Origin of the sequence: Mycolicibacterium novocastrense, assembly GCF_001499835.1 — a bacterium.
GTDB classification, from domain to species: domain Bacteria; phylum Actinomycetota; class Actinomycetes; order Mycobacteriales; family Mycobacteriaceae; genus Mycobacterium; species Mycobacterium novocastrense.
On sequence record NZ_LQIH01000002.1, the window covers coordinates 39,697 to 55,599 of the forward strand.

Below are 15,903 nucleotides of genomic sequence, written 5' to 3' on the forward strand. Positions count from 1 at the left end.
CGGTGGTAGTAGTGAGGGCCGAACGAGTCCGAAGATGGGAGTCCGATTCCGATGACCGCGCACCGGGCTCCCCTTGATGTCGAGGCGTTGCGGGAGCAGGTGTTCGCCGGTTCGCGCGTGTGGCGGCGTATCGACGTGGTGGCCGAGACCGGCTCGACCAACGCCGACCTGATCGCGGCCGCCGGGCGCGGCGAGCCCATCGCCGGTGCCGTGCTGATCGCCGAGAACCAGACCGCGGGCCGTGGCCGCCGGGGCCGCAGCTGGTCGGCGGTACCGTACGCGCAGATCACGGTGTCGGTGGGCCTCGACGCGACCGCGGTGCCCAGCTCCGCGTGGGGGTGGCTGCCGCTGGCGACCGGGGTCGCCGTCGTCGACGCCGTGGCCGACACGGGTGTGACCGCGGGCCTGAAGTGGCCCAACGACGTCCTCGCCGGAGGCGGCAAGCTGGCGGGGATCCTGGCCGAGGTCGCCGGCGGTCAACAGGCCGTCGTGGTCGGCGTCGGGCTCAACGTCTCGCTGCGCGGCGAGGACATCGGCGTCGAGGGGGTTACATCGCTGGTGGACCTCGGCGTCCCGGCACCCGACCGGCAACGCCTGCTCGTCCGGCTCCTGCACGAACTGGGCAACCGCGTCGAATCCTGGGCCCGTGCCGCAGGCGCCGACGCCGGCCTTGCCGCCGACTACCGCGCCCGCAGCCTCACGCTGGGGCAGCGGGTCCGTGCCGTGCTGCCCGGGGATCAGGAGGTCGTCGGCGTGGCGCGAGACGTCGACGAGCAGGGCCGGCTGGTCATCGAGGCCGACGGCCGGTCGGTGACGGTCTCCGCAGGCGACATCGTCCATCTCCGGCCCGACCAGTGATTTCGCTTTAAGGTCATCGCATGGGTTACCCCGACAATGTGCTCGCCTCCGACGAGCAGGTGGTGCTACACCGCCATCCGCATTGGAAACGGCTCATCGGGCCGGTCCTGGTGTTGCTCCTGGTGACGGCGCTGGCCGCGTTCGGCGCCGGATACGTCAACACGATGGATTGGGATCAGACGGCCCGCAACGTCGTGCTGATCGTGATCGGTGCGATCTGGCTGGTGGTCGTCGGGTGGCTGACAATCTGGCCGTTCCTGAATTGGTGGACGACGCACTTCGTGATCACCGACCGGCGGGTGATGTTCCGGCACGGGGTGCTGACCCGCTCGGGTATCGACATCCCGCTGGCGCGAATCAACAGCGTCGAGTTCCGGCACGGGCTGCTGGACCGCATGCTGCGGACCGGCACGTTGATCATCGAGTCAGCGGCGCAGGACCCGCTCGAGTTTCACGACATCCCGCGAGTGGAACGGGTCCACTCGCTGCTGTATCACGAGGTCTTCGACACCCTGGGCTCGGAGGAGTCGCCCAGCTGAGCGGCGCGCCCGGCGCGGCGGCCGGGGCGGCGCAGCGGGGTGACGTTCCCTTCGGCGTGCTCGGTGGCGACGCCCTCGTGATGGTCCTCGAGGAGTTCGGCCAGCCCGCCCGCGGTGAGCGACTCCATCGCCCGGTCCGGATTGCGGCCGAACTCGTCGGGAAACACCCAGCGCCGAAACGCCCAGAACCGGAACGCCATCTGCAGCAGGTTGCCGATGATGTAGGCAGAAATGAAGTCGGCGATGTTCTCCACCGTCAGGCTGACTTCGGGCACCCGCAGCATCAACACATAGCTGGAGATCCACAGCGGGGCCATGCTCAACAGCACGCCGACCCCGCTGACGCCGAAGAACAGCAGCGCCTCGTGATGACGCTCCCGTCCACCGCGGTCCCGGAAGCTCCATTCGCGGTTCAGGATGTAGGACGCGATCACCGCGACGATGCCGGCGATGATCTTGGCCGTCACCGGCTTGGGCTCCAGAACGGTGAGCTTGAGCGTGTAAAAGACCGACGTGTCGATGATGAACGTCGTCGCGCCGACGATCGCGAACTTGATCAGTTCGTGATGCCGCTCGAAGTACGGCCGTACCGGACCGGGCAGCCGCGCGATCGTCGCATCGGTAAAGGACACAACAGGGCAGTGTACGGAAATACCGCACTCTACGTGTACTCATGCAGGTCCCAGCCGATACACGGGGACCAGGCCCACCGCGTGGTCATGACACCATGAGGACGTGTCACAGAACCCCAACGGACCGCCTGTGGTGGCCATGGTCGGCGGTGGTCAGCTGGCCAGGATGACCCATCAGGCCGCGATCGCGCTCGGTCAGACGCTGCGTGTCCTCGCCGTCGACGCCGGCGACCCGGCCGCTCAGGTCAGCCCGGATGTGGTGTTGGGCACACACACCGATCTTGACGCGCTGCGCCGTGTCGCCTCCGGCGCCGACGCGCTGACCTTCGACCACGAGCACGTGCCCGCCGAACTGCTGGAGAAGCTGCTGGCCGACGGTGTGAACGTGGCTCCGCCACCGTCGGCGCTGATCCACGCCCAGGACAAGCTGGTGATGCGCCGCAGGCTGGAAGCGCTCGGCGCGCCGGTACCGCGGTTCGCAGCGGTCGACGACCTGTCCGACATCGACGCGTTCGCCGCACGCATCGACGGTCCCGTCGTCGTCAAGACCGTGCGCGGCGGTTACGACGGCCGCGGGGTCACGCTGGCCGGCGACGTCGCCGAGGCGCGTGAGGCCGCGCAGCGCTACCTGGACGGCGGGGCGGACGTGATGGTCGAGGAGAGGGTCGCGATGCGGCGCGAACTGGCGGCGCTGGTGGCACGTTCCCCGTTCGGGCAGGGCGCGGCGTGGCCGGTGGTGGAAACCGTGCAGCGCGACGGCATCTGCGTCGAGGTGATCGCACCGGCACCGGGCCTCGATGACGAATTGCGCTGCGCGGCCGGTCAACTGGGTTTGCGACTGGCCTCCGAACTCGGGGTCGTCGGGGTGCTGGCCGTCGAGTTGTTCGAAACCGTCGACGGCACCCTGCTGGTCAACGAGCTCGCGATGCGTCCGCACAACTCCGGTCACTGGACCATGGACGGCGCGCACACCAGCCAGTTCGAACAGCACCTGCGCGCGGTGCTCGACTATCCGCTGGGCGACACCGCGCAAATCGTCCCAGTGACGGTGATGGCCAACGTGATTGGCGCACAACAAACACCGACGATGACGATGGACGAACGGCTGCACCACCTGTTCGCGAGGATGCCCGACGCGAAGGTGCATCTGTACGGCAAGGGCGAGCGCCCCGGGCGAAAGATCGGTCACGTCAACATCCTGGGCGCGGCCACCGGTTCTCTTGACGACGACGCGTTCGTCGCCGACGTGCGCGAACGCGCGGGCAGGGCGGCACACTGGTTGTCGCACGCGGAATGGACGGACGGATGGGACCCACATGAGTAGTGCTCCTGCGCCGCGGGTCGGCCTGATCATGGGCAGCGACAGCGACTGGTCGGTGATGGAGGACGCCGCCCACGCGCTGGCCGAGTTCGAAGTGCCCTTCGAGGTCGGCGTCGTCTCCGCGCACCGCACACCGGTCCGCATGCTCGAGTACGCCCAGAGCGCCGCGGACCGCGGCATCGAAGTGATCATCGCCGGGGCCGGCGGGGCGGCCCATCTGCCCGGCATGGTGGCGTCGGCGACCCCGCTGCCCGTCATCGGCGTTCCGGTGCCGCTGGCCAAGCTCGACGGCCTGGACTCGCTGCTGTCGATCGTGCAGATGCCCGCCGGGGTGCCGGTGGCCACGGTGTCGATCGGCGGCGCGCGCAACGCGGGCTTGCTGGCGGTGCGGATCCTGGGGTCGGCGGACGCGGGCCTGCGCAAGCGGGTCCTACAGTTCCAGGCCGACCTGCACGACACGGTGCTGCAGAAGGACGCGGCGCTGCGCGACCGCCTCCTCGGCGAATAGGTCGACCGGGACCCGCGAGAGTAGGGTTACCGGCGAGTAGCAAGGAGTTTTCATGGCCATCGGCAACCCGTCATTCGACCTCTTTCGGCTCTCCGACGAGCACAACGAACTGCGTGCGGTGCTGCGCGACCTCTGCGAGAAGGAGATCGCCCCGCACGCGGCCGACGTCGACGAGAAGGCGCGCTACACCAGTGAGGCTCTCGAGGCGCTGACCGCATCGGGCATGGCCGCCATCCACATCCCCGAGGAGTACGGCGGTCAGGGCGGCGACTCGATCGCGGCGTGCATCGTGATCGAGGAGGTCGCGCGGGTGTGCGCGTCGTCGTCGCTAATCCCGATCTGCAACAAGCTGGGCACCATGGGGCTGCTGCTGCGCGGCAGCGAGGAACTCAAGAAGCAGGTGCTGCCGTCGATCGCCGCCGGTGAAGCCGTTGCGTCGTACGCGCTGTCGGAGCGCGAGGCGGGCAGCGACGCCGCCTCGATGCGCACCAGGGCCCGCCTTGAGGGTGACGAGTGGGTGCTCAACGGCGCCAAGTGCTGGATCTCCAACGGCGGCCAGTCGACGTGGTACACGGTGATGGCGGTGACCGATCCGGACAAGAAGGCCAACGGCATCTCGGCGTTCGTGGTGCACAAGGACGATCCGGGCTTCTCCGTCGGCGCCAAGGAGAAGAAGATGGGCATCAAGGGATCGCCCACCACCGAGTTGTACTTCGAGGACTGCCGGATTCCGGCCGACCGGATCATCGGCGACGAGGGCACCGGATTCAAGACCGCGCTGGCGACCTTGGACCACACCCGCCCGACGATCGGGGCGCAGGCGGTCGGCATCGCGCAGGGCGCACTCGACGCGTCCATCGCATATGTCAAGGAGCGCAAGCAGTTCGGCAAGCCGATCGGCGACTTCCAGGCCGTGCAGTTCATGCTCGCCGACATGGCGATGAAGATCGAGGCCGCCCGGCTGACGGTGTACTCCGCGGCCGCTCGCGCCGAACGCGGCGAGCCCGATCTCGGATTCATCTCCTCGGCGTCGAAATGCTTTGCCTCCGATGTCGCGATGGAGGTGACCACCAACGCGGTCCAACTGTTCGGCGGTTACGGCTACACCACCGACTTCCCCGTCGAGCGGTTCATGCGCGACGCCAAGATCACCCAGATCTACGAGGGCACCAACCAGATTCAGCGCGTGGTGATGTCGCGCGCGCTGCTGAAGTAGTCGCCGGGCTCGCCTGCTGGCTCAGGCGTACTCGATGAACGTGGCCATCCCGGCCTCGAGGTGATACGTGTTGTGGCAGTGGGCGATCCAGCGCCCCGGGTTGTCGGTGTCGAAGTCGATGTCGACGGTGCGCAGCGGCGCGACCAGAACCGTGTCCTTGCGAGCCCGTGGACCTTCGGTTCCCATCACCTGGAACGTGTGCCCGTGTAAGTGCATGGGGTGAAACATCTTCGATGAGTTCACATAGCGGATGCGAACACGTTGGCCGCGCGTGACCGGGTATCCGTCGCGGGGCGGGTCGTAGCGGCGTCCGTTGATCGTCCAGGTGTAGCCGTCGACCGGACCGGCCAACCGCATGTCGATGACCTGTTGGTCGGTGCGCTTAGGCAGGTTCACCTCGGGTGTGGCCGCAAGCGTCGCGGTGTCGAGCGGGGGCCGGGTCCGCAGCGTTGCGACGTAATCGTCGATGTTGCCGGCGGCGGCCTTGTTGTCGACGCGCATGTCGAGTCGCGCGTAGCCGTCCTTGCGGTACGCCGCGGCGATGATTGGAGCCGACGTCTGCAGGGTGACGATCGCGTCGGCCCGTTCGCCCATCCCGAGGATGACCGAATCGGTCTGCGTGGACTCGACCGGGAACCCGTCGGTCGCGATCACCCGCAGCGGGTGCCCGGGCACGCCGACCTGGAACGCGGTGTCCGAACCGGCGTTGACGATCCGCAGCCGGATACGTTGTCCGGCACGGTAATCGACGACCTGCGGATCGGCGCTCACGCGCCCGTTGATGAGGTAGTAAGGGTAGGTGACGTCGCCGCCGTCGTCGCCGAGCGGCCTGGCCGGGGTGATGCCGGCGTCCGGCAGGTTCGGCATCGCCGGCATGCCCGCGTTGTTCAGGTCCGCCAGGACCTGGTCGGGGGTGCGCCCGGTGCCATCGACCCAATCGTCGAGCACCACGACAAGTTCGTCGTCGTAGTCGGCGCCGTCGGCGGGGTCCTCGATGATCAGGGGGCCGTACAGCCCGCGGTCGAGTTGGGTGCCCTCATGGGAGTGATACCAGTACGTCCCGGCGTCGGGCACGACGAAGTCGTAGGTGAACGACTGGCCCGCGGGCACGGCGGGCTGCGTCAGCACAGGCACGCCGTCCATGGCATTGGGGATGGCCAGGCCGTGCCAGTGGATGGTGGTCGGGGCGGGCAGCCCGTTGTCCAGCTGTGCGCGCATCCTGTCGCCTCTGCGGATGCGGATCTGCGGGCCGGGCACCTGGTCGCGGTACGCCCAGGTGCGCACGGTGACCCCGCCCAGGTCGACGTCCGCCTCCGCGGGCGTGAACGTGATGTCGAATGCCGGGCCGGTGGCCCGATCGGCCGAGGCCGGTTCGGGTGTCCGCGACGAACAGCCGCTCACGACGGCGGCCGTTACGCCCGCCGACAGCACGAAGAATTCGCGCCGGTCGATCACGCCGTCCAGCGTGGCACCGGGAGGGCCTCTACGGCAGCGAAAGCGTGATTTCGCCGCGCTGGCTGCTCAACCCTTGGTGACCTTCTCGGTTGTCCGTCGACGGTCGGCCAGCGCGGCGTCGGGATGGGCCACCTGCACGAGCGAGGCGCCGACGGCGAAGACGGCCAGCATATGGTCGACGAGTTCGTCGGCGGTGTCCCATCCGGCGCTGGACAGCACGCGGTCGGATGCGGTGAGACCCTGTGCCGCCGCGGATTGGCGGGCCGCGTCGAGGACCTCGTCGACGCCGCGGCCGTTGAGCGCCGGGCCGGGCATGCGCTCCGGTGAGATCTGGTCGCCGTGTACCCGTACGGCGGTGGCGTAGTCGGTGACGCCGACCGGCAGATCAGCGGCGGGCTTGCCGAACGGATCCAACGACAGCACCGCAACCTCACCCAGTCCGACCGCGTTGTCCGCCTCGGTCAACCGGTCCACGGTGCACAGCGCGACGTCGCCCGAATCCGCGGATGCGTCCCCGAGCACCACCTCGGCGCCGATCCACCAGATCCCGAAGTACACGGCGGCGCTCTGCCAGTGCGCGGGCAGCAAGACCGCGATGCGAGACGACGGGCCTGCGCCCAACTCGTCGCGTAACAGGTTGGCGGTCTTGGCCGCCCAGTTGGCAAGCGTGGCGGTGGACAACTCGATGCGTTCGCCGCTCGCATCGTCGTAGTAGGTTATGCGGGGGCCGGCGGGGTCGGAGGCCATGAGCGGGTCGAGAATTGCCCCGCTGACTGTCGTCACGCTGCTCGACGTTAGTTGACGCATTCCGGATCGTCGGATCCGGCGGTCAGGATCGGCGACGGGGGCGGGGCGGTCTGGGTCGAACCGACGGCCACGGAATCGGTCGTGAGCGTCGGAACGCTGCTGCCGTCCAGACCGGAACCCGGGCCGGTGTAGTCGTCGGCCAGCACGACGCGCACGTGCCCCGGGCCCACCGATGGGTCCTCGACGATCGCCAATCCGCCCAGATCCTTCGAGACGGCCTGTGCGCCAAGGTCATCGGTCTTGTTGGCGCGCACCTGGCTGCTGGCCACCGGGTCGCCTTCGTGGTTGCCCGTCGCGCCGGGGGTGAACCCCTTGTTGGCCAGCACCTGCGACACCGCGGCGGCCAGACCGTTGACCTCGGTGGCGTTGACGACCTCCACGGTGGTCTTGTCGGGCGAGTAGGCGATCTCCTCGGTCTTACCCTCGTCCTGCTCGTGCAACAGGCCTTCGACCCAACTCTTGACCTCGGTGGCGTCGACCCGCACGACGCTTTGCATTCCGTCGTCGCTCCAGCCGTTCTCCTGCAGCACCGGAATGGTGGCGAACGCGACGTTTCCGGCGGCCAGCTTCTGCAGATGGTCGGCGAATTGCATGACGTCCCAACCGTCGGAGAGCACGACGGAGCGCTGCACGGCGTCCTGCAGCCGGTTCAGGGTGGCCGGACTCGACAACGTCTTGCCGGAGATCACCTCGTGCGCAAGGGAAGCCATCACCGCCTGCTGGCGCGTCACCCGGTCGAGGTCGCCGCGCGGCAGATCGTGGCGCTGCCGGACGAAGCTCAACGCCTGCGGGCCGTTCAGCTTCTGCCAGCCCGCAGGGAAGTCGGCTCCCGAGAGCGGTTCGTACACAGGCTCTTTCAAGCACACGTTGACGCCGCCGAGGGCATCGGTGATCAGCGCGAAGCCCAGCAGGCCGACCTCGGCGTAATGGTCGACGGTGACGCCGGTGAGGTTGGCCACGGTCTTGATCAGGGCTTCGCGCCCGGCTTCGGTCGCCTGCGGTTCGGCTTCGGCCGGGTCCATGCCCTTCTGCTCGACGAGCTCGGTCATCTTCTCGAGGTGTTCCGAGCCGTACACGCCGTTGATCTTCATCTTGCCGATACCGGGCGCCTCGACATAGGAGTCGCGGGGGATCGAGATGGCGGTGGCGGACTTCCCGTTGTTGGGGACGCGGATCAGGATGATCGTGTCGGTGTTCGTGGCTTCGTCGTCGCCCGCCCGCAGCGTCGCCAGTTCCTCCTGGGACAGCGGATTGCCGTGCGCGTCGGTGCGGCTGTCCATACCGACGAGCAGGATGTCGATCGCGCCGTCTTCGCCGCCCTCTCCGAGCGCGATCGACGAGATGTGGTTGATGCCGGATTCAAACGAGCGGATCTTGCCCCACGCGACTCCGGTGCCGACCACGATCGCCAAGGCCGCGGACACGGCGATGACACGGAGCATTCGACCGGGCATCAGCCCAGGCTACTGGCGAGATGGGCGCTAAGCGGGTAGCGCGCCTCGGCGTGCCAGACTCGTGACCATGACTTCTCGCGGACCGGGCAGGATCGTCATACCCGGCGCGGGCGGCATGGTCGGTCGGGTTCTTGCAGGTCAAGCTCGTGAGCAGGGCCGCGAGGTACTGGCGCTGACGTCGTCGGAGCTCGACGTCACCGACCCGGCGGCCGCCCAGCGTGTCATCGAGGCCGGGGATGTGGTGATCAACTGCGCCGCGGTCACCGATGTGGACGCGGCGCAGGCCGAACCGGACCGCGCGCACGCGGTCAACGCGGACGGGCCGGCTCATCTCGCGCGGGCATGCAACTCGGTCGGAGCCCGCCTGGTCCACATCTCGACCGACTACGTGTTCTCCGGCACAGCGCGCCACCCGTATGAGATCGACGACGAGACGGGGCCGGTGAACGTCTACGGCCGCACCAAACTCGCCGGGGAGCGGGCCGTGTTGGCCGCCCTACCCGGCGCCCACGTCGTGCGGACGTCGTGGGTGTACGAGGGCGCCGACGGAACCGACTTCGCCGCGACCATGCGCCGCAAGGCCGCCGGTGAGGACCCGGTCGAGGCGGCGGCCGACCAGATGGCGTCTCCGACCTACGCCGGTGATCTCGCCTCGGCGCTGCTGGAGATCGCCGACGGCGCGATCCGTGCACCGGTGCTGCACGCGGCCAACGTCGGTGAGGCCAGCCGCTACGACCAGGCGCGGGCGGTCTTCGAGGCCGTCGGCGCCGACCCCGAGCGGGTACGGCCCGTCGCCAGCGCCGACAAGCCGCGGCCCGCGCGGCGCCCGGCGTATACGGCGCTGTCGGGCCGACGGTCCGCCGAGGCGGGCCTGGCGCCGCTGCGGCCGTGGCGCGAGGCGTTGGCCGATGCGCTGTCGCGGTACGGGCGTGGCGGCCCGATACCCTCGACGCCGTGAGTTCGGAACCGGTGCCACATGAGTGACGAGTTGGTCGTCGTCACGGTGACGTACTCACCGGGTCCGCACCTCAACCGGTTTCTGGCGTCGCTGTCGCACGCCACCGACCGGCCGGTGACAGTAGTGATGGCCGACAACGGCTCCACCGACGGCGCACCCGAAGAGGCGCTCGCGCGCTATCCCAACGCCCGATTGCTGCCCACCGGCGGCAATCTCGGGTACGGCAGCGCGGTGAACCGCGCGGTCGCCGAGTATCTGAAGGACTCGGACAACAACGACTTCTTCATCGTGGCCAACCCCGACGTGCAGTGGGGCCCACACTCCATCGACATCCTATTGGAGGCCGCCGCACGCTGGCCGCGTGCCGGTTCGCTCGGCCCGCTGATCCGCGATCCGGACGGTTCGGTGTACCCGTCGGCCCGGCACCAGCCCAGCCTGGTGCGCGGCGGCATGCACGCCGTCGTGGGGCCGTTCTGGAAGTCCAATCCGTGGACCGCCGAATACCGTCAGGAGCGCCGGGAGCCCAGCGAACGCGCGGTCGGCTGGCTGTCGGGATCGTGTCTGTTGCTGCGCCGGTCGGCGTTCGAGGAGATCTCGGGCTTCGACGAGCGCTATTTCATGTACATGGAGGACGTCGACCTGGGTGATCGGCTGTCGCGGGCGGGTTGGCAGAACGTGTACGTCCCGGCCGCCGAGGTTTTGCACGACAAGGGTCACGCGACCGGCAAGGACCCCGCGCGCAACTTGGCCGCCCATCACACCAGCACCTACACTTTCCTCGCGGATCGATACCCCAGGTGGTGGCAGGGTCCGCTGCGGTGGACGATCCGAAGCTCGCTCGCCGCGCGTGCGGGCCTGGTGGTCCGCAACTCACGACGCAAACGGGCGAAAGGACGGCGCTAGTGAACCCCGCACACGTCGACGCCGTCATCCTCGTCGGCGGTCTGGGCACCCGGCTGCGACCGCTGACGCTGTCCGCGCCCAAGCCGATGCTGCCGACCGCCGGCCTGCCGTTCCTGACACACCTGCTGTCGCGCATCGCCGAGGCCGGTATCGAACACGTCGTGCTGGGCACGTCGTATAAGGCGGCGGTGTTCGAATCCGAGTTCGGCGACGGTTCCAAATTCGGTTTGCAGATCGAATACGTCGTCGAGACCGAACCACTGGGCACCGGCGGCGGCATCGCGAACGTCACCGGAAAGTTGCGCCACGACACCGCGCTTGTGTTCAACGGCGACGTGTTGTCCGGGGCCGACCTTCGCGCGCTGCTGGACTCACATGAGAGCAACGCCGCCGACGTGACGCTGCACCTGGTGCGCGTCGGTGACCCGCGCGCATTCGGTTGCGTGCCAACCGATTCCGACGGAATGGTGACCGCCTTCCTCGAGAAGACGCAGGACCCGCCGACCGATCAGATCAACGCGGGCTGCTATGTGTTCAAGCGCGAGGTGATCGAGCGCATACCCAAGGGCCGGGCGCTTTCGGTCGAACGCGAGGTGTTTCCGGGCCTGCTCTCCGACGGGCTTCGGGTGTGCGGCTACGTCGACTCCACGTACTGGCGCGACATGGGCACACCGGAGGATTTCGTACGGGGGTCGGCGGATCTGGTGCGTGGTATCGCGCCGTCACCCGCGCTGGGCGGGCACCGCGGTGAAAAGCTGGTGCACGACGGCGCCAGCGTCGCTCCCGGGGCGTTGTTGATCGGTGGCGCGGTGGTCGGTCGCGGCGCCGAGATCGCCGGTGGCGCACGGCTGGACGGCGCGGTCATCTTCGACGGCGCGCGGGTGGGCGCCGGTGCGGTGATCGAACGCTCGATCGTCGGGTTCGGTGCCCGAATCGGCCCGCGCGCGCTGATCCGCGACGGCGTGATCGGCGACGGCGCCGACATCGGCGCCCGCTGCGAACTCCTTCGCGGTGCCCGCGTGTGGCCGGGGGTGACGATTCCCGACGGCGGAATACGGTTCTCCACCGACGTATAACGCGGAGTGGTTTTCGGTGCTCGCACAGTCGCTGAGCGAGCGTTTGGACACCGAAATCACCGATGACGGGCGGCCGCCGCCAACTGCGTGAGGCCGAAATCGCAATCTTCGGGTAGCGCGTCCAGCGGCCACCACCGCAAATCCAGAGACTCGTCGCTCACCGCGATTTCAGCACCGGCGGGGGCGTGCACGACGAACTGCATGTCGAGGTGACGGGTCGGCACCCCGAGCGAACACGTGACGGGGTGCACGTGCAGTGCGGCCATGGTCGGGTCGATCGTGAGATTCCCGATGCCGGACTCCTCGGTGGCTTCTCGCAGCGCGGCCGCCACGACATCGGAATCGGTCGGCTCGCAATGCCCGCCGAGTTGCAGCCATCGCCCGAATCGGGGGTGCAGGGTCAGCAGCGCGCGCGTGCCGGTGTGGTCGAGCACGAGCGCCGACCCGGTGACGTGGCCGGGGGCGCATTGGCGCAGACAACCGTCGGGTCGAGCCGCCAGGAACGCCAACACCGCGTGCCGCAGGGTGTCCTGTGCGGGATCCGGTGCGTGCCAACGGGTCAGGATCTCGACCGCCGAAGCGTGCAGGCTCACTTGCGAACCAGCAGTCCGTCGGTCGGCACGGGAGACCGCGGACCGGACGGCGTCTCGTCCTGCGAGTAGCCGATCGCGATCGCGCCCAACGGTTCCCAGTCGTCGGGCAGGTCGAGTTCCTCGCGGACGATGTCGGGGGCGAAGATCGTCGACCCGATCCAGCAGCTGCCGACGCCCCGCACGGCCAATGCCACCAGCAGCGCCTGCACCGCCGCGCCGACCGCGACGGTGAACATCGTGTGCTCTGCGGCCGTACGGTCGGCGTCCGGGTAGCTGTGCGCACCGTCGGGCACCAGGAACGGGATGACCACTTCCGGCGCGTCGTAGAGGATTCGGCCGCGCTCGACGCGACGTTCGACGGCGTCGGCGGGACGCCCGTCGGCGGACAGGTCGGCGCGCCATTTGTCTTTCATCCGATCCAGCAGCACCGACCGTCGGGCGGGATCCTGTAACCACACGAACCGCACCGGTCGGGTGTGATGCGGTGCCGGCGCGGTGAGGGCCTCGGCGACAGCCGATTCCACGATCGCGGGGTCCACGGGCTCGGCCGTGAAGCGGCGCACCGACCGGCGCAGCAGTTGTGCCTGGCTCCTGCCGAGCGCGATGGCCTCCTCGGTGCCGAGCCAGAACAGGTCCTCCTCGCCCGCCCGTACCAGCCGGCGCGCAGTGGAACCGTCGTCGGGCAACCGCAGCCCGCGCACCACCGCGACCGGGATGTCGGTCAGCTTGCCTTTCACCAGATCCGCGGCCGCGGCGATCTCGTCGGCGACCGCGATCTCGGTGACGATCAGTTCGTTGCCGTGCCGGTCGACCGAACCGCCGTAACCGTGCAGCACGGTCACGCCCGCCGCGCCGATCGCGACGTCGGTCTGTCCGTTGCGCCACGCCCGGCCCATGGTGTCGGTGACGACGACGCCGACCGTTACGCCGAGCCGCTCGCGCAGACCCGAGGCCAGTGCGGCGGCACTGGCATCGGGATCGGTTGGCAACAGCGCGAGTTCAGCGGAGTCGACGTTGGAGCCGTCGACGCCCGCGGCGGCCTGGACCAGGCCGATCGCGTTCTCGGTGATCAGCGTGCGGCCTTTGCGCGCCAGCACGCGAACCGCCTCGGCGTCGATGAGCCTGCGCCGCAGCACGTCGCGTTCGTCGGGGTCGATCGGCGCATCGACGATGCGGCCCTCGCACTTCGACATCACCTTGCTCGTGACCACGACGATGTCGTCGTCGCGCAGCCACGGGGCGGCCGTGGCGATCGCCGCGGCGAGGTCGTCGCCGGGCCGGAACTCGGGTAGGCCGTGAACGGGCAGGAGTTCCACGGCGGCCGCGGAGCCATGGTCGCCGCTCGGCGGCGCCGTTGGGGCATGGTCGCCGCTCGGCGGCGCCGTTGGGGCATGGTCGCCGCTCATGGCTTGATGCCTGCCAAATCCATTCCGGCGCGGACCATCTCGCCGGTCACCTCGGGATCGGTCATGAGCAGCGGCACCGCGCGGACCTCGACGCCGTCGATCTGTGCGCCGTCCCCCTCGTGCACCAGCCAGCCGTCGAGGATCCCGACGCCGGAGCGCGCTCCGTAGTGCCTGCCGACGGCTTGTGACGTACTCGGCACGCCGATCACCGACAGGCATTCATCGGCCATGCCCCGCAACGGCTTTCCGCCGATGATCGGGGAGTAGCCCACGACCGGCGCCGGTGTCGACCGCAGTGCGCCGCGGATACCGGGTACGGCGAGGATCGCCCCGATGCTCACCACCGGGTTCGAGGGCGCGATGAGGACGACGTCGGCCGATTCGATGGCCTCGGCGACGCCCGGTCCGGCGGTGGCCTTCTCCGCGCCGACGAAAGCGAAGCTGTGCGTTGGTACTTTCGCGCGGTACCGCACCCACCACTCCTGAAAGTGGATGGCGCGCTTCTCGCCGGCATACTGGCCGGGCCCGGGATCGGTGATCACGACGTGTGTTTCGCTGCGGTCGTCACTGGCCGGCAGCAGCCGGGCCCCGGGCGCCCACCTCGAGCACAACGCCTCGGTCACCTGCGAGAGCGGATAACCCGCGCGCAACATCTGGCTGCGCACGAGATGTGTCGCCAGATCCCGGTCGCCGAGTCCGAACCAGTCGGGTTGGACGCCGTAGGCCGCGAGTTCCTCCTTGGCGTGCCAGGTTTCATTGCGGTGGCCCCAGCCGCGTTCGGGATCGATGCCGCCGCCGAGGGTGTACATGCAGGTGTCGAGATCCGGACAGATCCGCACGCCGAACATCCATGCGTCGTCGCCCACATTGACCACTGCAGTAAGTTGGTGCTCAGCAGTATCATCAGTCCCAGCAGTACCTTCGGTGCCACGAAATTGCCCCAGCCCCAACAGGTGTTGCACGCCGAGCAGGAAGCGGGCGCCACCGACGCCGCCGACCAGTACGGTGACCTTCACATCGATCGAGGGTAGGCCGTCCGAGCGAATCCGGTACGGGCAGGAGTGGGGCCGGCCCGGCGGACGGGAGTGTGATGGACACGCCGAGGTCACGACTCGCCGTATTTCGATCACGGAATGGTATGAATTCCTGTTCTAGAGCTTGACCAGGGCGACTGACGCGTGTGTAATCACAGCAGTGTCATTTCCCGGTAGGCCATCCGGTTCCGGTGCCGCAGACCGAGATTCGATCACTTGTTCGAATTGGAAGTGTTCCACGTTCCGGTGGGCCACTTATAGGGGATCAACGAGACCAGGTGAGGAGGCGGAAGATGTCTTTTGAGTACGGCGATTTCGATCGTCTGGTTCGGTTCGACAGCCGAGTCTTCGGCTCAGTAGACAGCGCGCCGCACGCCCATTCGGAACCGGCACCGCTCGAGACGCCGCGGCGTCCCCAGTTGAGTCTGGTGCCCGATCCGATCGATGTGGCGCCGGCACTGACACCGGAGGACGAACTCTGGCAGGAGAAGGCGCTGTGCGCCCAAACCGACCCCGAGGCGTTCTTTCCGGAGAAGGGCGGCTCGACGCGCGAGGCCAAGCGCATCTGCCAGGGCTGCGAAGTGCGCGACGCCTGCCTGGAGTACGCCCTGGCGCACGATGAGCGCTTCGGGATCTGGGGCGGCCTGTCCGAGCGCGAGCGTCGCCGCCTCAAGCGCGGAATCATCTGAGCCGCGCGCTCAATCGTCGTCGATGGTCGGGTCGATGACGGAAGGCTCGACGCCCAGATATGTGGCGACCTGAGCCACCAGGATTTCATGTAGCAGCTCCTCGAGTTCGACGGAATCCTTGGCCCGCCGCTCGATTGGCTTGCGAAACAGCACAATTCGTGCGCGTGTGGCGTTCCCCCTGACGTCCACGCCCGCCGGGATCAGCCGGGCCAGTGCGATCGGCCCGTCGGCGATCACCTCCGGCGGCCACTGCACACTCTCGGGATCCTTGGGCGCGATCCGTGGTATCTCGTCGACCGCCACGTCGAGTTGCGCCAGCCTGTCCTGCCAACGCCGCTCGATCGGCTCGTATGCCTCCAGCACCGCCATGTCGAACTTCTCGGCGCGACTGCGCCAGCCCGGCACCGTCGGGGGGAGTAACGGCCCGCGCATCTCGCGGCCCCGGCGCGCGCGC

Annotated in this window: 17 protein-coding genes; 9 read left to right on the plus strand and 8 right to left on the minus strand. The window is 68.6% G+C overall.

Annotated elements, in window-relative coordinates; translation table 11 throughout:
• Positions 1-51 precede the first annotated feature (51 nt).
• Both AU072_RS02915 and AU072_RS02920 read left to right on the plus strand, forming a co-directional pair.
• Positions 52-858: a biotin--[acetyl-CoA-carboxylase] ligase gene (locus tag AU072_RS02915; RefSeq protein ID WP_064412393.1), complete on the plus strand. Its 807-nt coding sequence runs from the start codon at positions 52-54 to the stop codon at positions 856-858.
• A gap of 20 nt (positions 859-878) precedes the next feature.
• On the plus strand, positions 879-1,397 hold the full coding sequence (locus tag AU072_RS02920; RefSeq protein ID WP_064412394.1) for a PH domain-containing protein: 519 nt from the start codon (positions 879-881) through the stop codon (positions 1,395-1,397).
• Here AU072_RS02920 and AU072_RS02925 read toward each other — a convergent pair.
• Positions 1,352-2,029, minus strand: coding sequence for a GtrA family protein (locus AU072_RS02925; RefSeq protein ID WP_064412395.1), 678 nt, complete (start codon positions 2,027-2,029; stop codon positions 1,352-1,354). The two genes, AU072_RS02920 and AU072_RS02925, sit on opposite strands and share 46 nt — an antisense overlap.
• Before the next feature lie 103 nt (positions 2,030-2,132).
• Between AU072_RS02925 and AU072_RS02930 the strand changes: the two genes are divergently transcribed.
• Genes AU072_RS02930 through AU072_RS02940 form a run of 3 tightly spaced genes read left to right on the plus strand, consistent with a single transcriptional unit; the run spans position 2,133 to position 5,074 of the window.
• Complete coding sequence (locus AU072_RS02930; protein ID WP_268874544.1) at positions 2,133-3,353, plus strand: 5-(carboxyamino)imidazole ribonucleotide synthase; 1,221 nt, start codon at positions 2,133-2,135, stop codon at positions 3,351-3,353.
• Complete coding sequence (gene purE / locus AU072_RS02935) at positions 3,346-3,858, plus strand: 5-(carboxyamino)imidazole ribonucleotide mutase (protein ID WP_064412396.1); 513 nt, start codon at positions 3,346-3,348, stop codon at positions 3,856-3,858. The genes AU072_RS02930 and purE overlap by 8 nt, the downstream gene beginning before the upstream one ends.
• A gap of 52 nt (positions 3,859-3,910) precedes the next feature.
• Complete coding sequence (locus tag AU072_RS02940) at positions 3,911-5,074, plus strand: acyl-CoA dehydrogenase (protein ID WP_064412397.1); 1,164 nt, start codon at positions 3,911-3,913, stop codon at positions 5,072-5,074.
• A 21-nt stretch (positions 5,075-5,095) separates the two neighbouring features.
• On the opposite strand, the gene AU072_RS02945 is transcribed toward AU072_RS02940, so the two are convergent.
• The 3 genes from AU072_RS02945 to AU072_RS02955 form a co-directional block, all read right to left on the minus strand.
• On the minus strand, positions 5,096-6,529 hold the full coding sequence (locus AU072_RS02945; RefSeq protein ID WP_064412398.1) for a multicopper oxidase family protein: 1,434 nt from the start codon (positions 6,527-6,529) through the stop codon (positions 5,096-5,098).
• A 66-nt stretch (positions 6,530-6,595) separates the two neighbouring features.
• The gene (locus tag AU072_RS02950) at positions 6,596-7,336 is read right to left on the minus strand and encodes a TIGR03089 family protein (protein ID WP_064412399.1); all 741 of its coding nucleotides are present in this window, start codon (positions 7,334-7,336) and stop codon (positions 6,596-6,598) included.
• Positions 7,324-8,790, minus strand: a complete 1,467-nt coding sequence (locus tag AU072_RS02955) for an LCP family protein (protein WP_064412400.1) — start codon at positions 8,788-8,790, stop codon at positions 7,324-7,326. Before AU072_RS02955 ends, AU072_RS02950 begins: the two co-directional genes overlap by 13 nt.
• Positions 8,791-8,857: 67 nt before the next feature.
• Between AU072_RS02955 and rfbD the strand changes: the two genes are divergently transcribed.
• The 3 genes from rfbD to manB are packed head-to-tail and all read left to right on the plus strand — an operon-like array spanning position 8,858 to position 11,727.
• Positions 8,858-9,748 carry a dTDP-4-dehydrorhamnose reductase gene (rfbD, locus tag AU072_RS02960; RefSeq protein ID WP_064412511.1) on the plus strand — a complete coding sequence of 297 codons (891 nt, stop codon included), beginning with the start codon at positions 8,858-8,860 and terminating at the stop codon, positions 9,746-9,748.
• A gap of 18 nt (positions 9,749-9,766) precedes the next feature.
• Positions 9,767-10,651, plus strand: a complete 885-nt coding sequence (locus AU072_RS02965) for a glycosyltransferase family 2 protein (protein WP_064412401.1) — start codon at positions 9,767-9,769, stop codon at positions 10,649-10,651.
• On the plus strand, positions 10,651-11,727 hold the full coding sequence (gene manB / locus AU072_RS02970) for a mannose-1-phosphate guanylyltransferase ManB (RefSeq protein ID WP_064412402.1): 1,077 nt from the start codon (positions 10,651-10,653) through the stop codon (positions 11,725-11,727). The genes AU072_RS02965 and manB overlap by 1 nt, the downstream gene beginning before the upstream one ends.
• Before the next feature lie 56 nt (positions 11,728-11,783).
• Here the strand turns inward: manB and AU072_RS02975 are convergent, their stop codons facing one another.
• From AU072_RS02975 to cofD, 3 genes are read right to left on the minus strand one after another with little or no spacing between them, the layout of a single operon-like run.
• Positions 11,784-12,320 carry an NUDIX hydrolase gene (locus AU072_RS02975; RefSeq protein WP_064412403.1) on the minus strand — a complete coding sequence of 179 codons (537 nt, stop codon included), beginning with the start codon at positions 12,318-12,320 and terminating at the stop codon, positions 11,784-11,786.
• Positions 12,317-13,726: a coenzyme F420-0:L-glutamate ligase gene (locus tag AU072_RS02980; RefSeq protein WP_082680666.1), complete on the minus strand. Its 1,410-nt coding sequence runs from the start codon at positions 13,724-13,726 to the stop codon at positions 12,317-12,319. Before AU072_RS02980 ends, AU072_RS02975 begins: the two co-directional genes overlap by 4 nt.
• Positions 13,723-14,742: a 2-phospho-L-lactate transferase gene (gene cofD, locus AU072_RS02985; protein ID WP_064412405.1), complete on the minus strand. Its 1,020-nt coding sequence runs from the start codon at positions 14,740-14,742 to the stop codon at positions 13,723-13,725. Before cofD ends, AU072_RS02980 begins: the two co-directional genes overlap by 4 nt.
• 437 nt (positions 14,743-15,179) lie before the next feature.
• On the opposite strand from cofD, the gene AU072_RS02990 reads away from it, so the two are divergent.
• On the plus strand, positions 15,180-15,449 hold the full coding sequence (locus AU072_RS02990) for a WhiB family transcriptional regulator (RefSeq protein WP_174523700.1): 270 nt from the start codon (positions 15,180-15,182) through the stop codon (positions 15,447-15,449).
• 9 nt (positions 15,450-15,458) lie between these two features.
• On the opposite strand, the gene AU072_RS02995 is transcribed toward AU072_RS02990, so the two are convergent.
• Entirely contained in the window at positions 15,459-15,881 is a 423-nt protein-coding gene (locus AU072_RS02995; protein WP_064412512.1) for a metallopeptidase family protein, read from the minus strand.
• Positions 15,882-15,903: the final 22 nt, after the last annotated feature.